The 2457-nt window shown below is 42.2% G+C and carries 1 pseudogene; it reads right to left on the bottom strand.

Annotation, left to right across the window (positions count from 1 at the left end):
- Nucleotides 1–1793: pseudogene (locus YWE_RS0120760) on the bottom strand (hypothetical protein); the annotation flags it as partial.
- Nucleotides 1794–2457: the final 664 nt, after the last annotated feature.

The following is a 2457-nucleotide window of genomic DNA, read 5'->3' as shown; positions in this document are numbered from 1 at the left end:
ATCGCATCGATAGTGGACAGGCCAGTATCTCCGCTAAAGAGGTAGCTCGATATATGGACAGCGTTATTATCGGTAGCGACCTGATTAACATCCGCAGTGATAATTGCACTGCCATTATCGGCACTTCCTTTCAGGACAATCCCTTTCGCACCGCTAATCTGGCCAGCGACAGTCAGGTCAGTTGTTGATAGGCCAGTATTAGCATACGTGTCCATACGTACCCCTTTGACAGTCGACCTCGCATTATTGACATTGATGATGGCAGTCGCATCGCCTAGAGATGCCGTGGTTTCGGTAATAACCCCGTGGTCCAAATTGGCCGTAATATCACCGGTGACCGTCACCGTGGTAACGACTTGACCGGAATCACCAGAATTATTGATATAAAGTCCAGCATAGTACGCAATGATATTGTGAACTTTGAGAGATAAAACTGAGTTGCCGTTAGAGGCGTTACTGTACAATATAAGTCCAGCGCTATTTTCCGACTCAATATTCCCTGACACATCGAGATTAAATAGCACATTCCCTCTGATCGCATTGGTATTAAAATAGAGGCCGTCAGATAATGCAGTCACGTTATTCAATGTGATCGACGTCTTGGCATCACCCCAATAAACGCTATTGAACATATTCATTCCATATCCCATTTCCGTGTCAATACTTCCCGACACGTTGAGATTGAACAATACATCCCCCATCCGATTACCCAAATCTACGGAAATCCCTCCGTACATAGCCATCACGTTGTTCAATGAGATATATGTTTTGATATCCGCTTCATTTGAACGAGAATTGTACATCATGCCGTACCCAGAAGAAGCTGTGATATCCCCCATCAGTGCAATATCCGTTAGCGTATCATTGTCGCCACCATTTTCAATACTCAAGCCACGGTTGCCGCCAATGATATTGTTGGCCCGAAACTTAAGGCTTGACGTGCCGTGACTCCCGAACGTGTTTAGATTGCCCCCCGTCCCCGCGTTGATCCTAATATCACCATCGACCTCAATATCGGTTAGTACATCACCATTATTATTGCTATTATGGATATTAAGACCATCGGACTCAGCGATAATATTTTTTGAATTAAAATTAACAATACTAGAACCGTTATATCCGGAGTTATTAATAGAAACACCCGTAGAGTCAACGTTAATATCATCAGTTAGAGTCATATAGGTATTTGCCATACCACGATGTGACAAATTATGGCTTTGGATACCTGTATTGGCTGAAATAGCACCAGAGCTCAAGGTGATTGAACTATCGCCCTCGGCAGAAGCGGCAAGGTAAATAGCCGCATTACCATTCGCTCCACCGGATAAAACACCCGTAATATTGACTAGAATCGTCGACTCTGCCCCCCTCCTATTCTCGACCCAAATACCGTTGTTAACCGTCCCATTAGTTTTAATCAGAGTAGTCGTCGATAACCCGGGAGCGGAAGTATCATTCAGGGTTTTTAACGAATACGCCCCACTGGTGATAAGGGGTGAGGCATGAATATCGGTAAAGCTAATTGAGCCTGAGCCGATGAGACTCAACGCGGGATCAGTCGTTCCGGATTCGTTGACACTGAAACTTGGCGCCGTTTGAACGGCAATATCCGTACCGCTGATGGTGATACCGGCGGTGTTGGTATTTTCACAAAGATAGGTACCTGTTCCTGTATCCGTACACGCAGCGTGGGCCATTTGGGGCAAGGCAATGGTAGATAGTGTAAATACTGTCATCAATAAGGCCGTGCTTTGATTCAAAGTCACACGCTCGTAGGATGTCAATAATTTCATATTTTTATCTCCTTGTTAAAATAAGGGCAGTCCCATTTTCAAGGTCAATAACACATGGTCAAGTTGCTAATCTGTCGGTTGAACGATTCTAGTAATTCAGGCCTACCACAAAAATGCGCATAAGCAATCATATGAATAAATTCTTTCATTAAAATCAAATATTGACAATATCCAAATAAATAGAGTTAAACGCTAAATTAATTAATTTTTTTATTTTTTTATTTTTTTATTTTTTTATTTTAATTCAATTAAGGTACATAACTAAATAACTTCGCAAAATAGTAGATCACTTAGAGGGAACTTGTATCCTTTATGATGTGGTGATTAGCTATCACCCTACAAAACAGAGTGAGCTTCAAAGGGAACATTAAAGATAAACTTTGTGACTGAGTTAAAGCCCTCTGTTTCATCTTTCACGCCAGCATAAACATTGAACGGTTACCTAGAGCATCGACTCTGTATTTACAAGTGAAACGGGCGTGATGGTTTCGGTGAAAGGAGAATAGATCATGTACTACGTCGGTATTGATGTCAGTAAGCGCTCTGTCGATATCTGTTTATTGGCTGAGTGATCTTACCCATCAATAGTGGACACGCTGCTAAGTGAGTAAACTCTCAACCAGAGGTATCTCACATGACAAAACCAGCATCAACCATCAAAAAG

It is taken from the genome of Budvicia aquatica DSM 5075 = ATCC 35567 (genome assembly GCF_000427805.1).
Lineage (GTDB): Bacteria > Pseudomonadota > Gammaproteobacteria > Enterobacterales > Enterobacteriaceae > Budvicia > Budvicia aquatica.
This window is presented reverse-complemented; position numbering and strand designations above follow the sequence as displayed.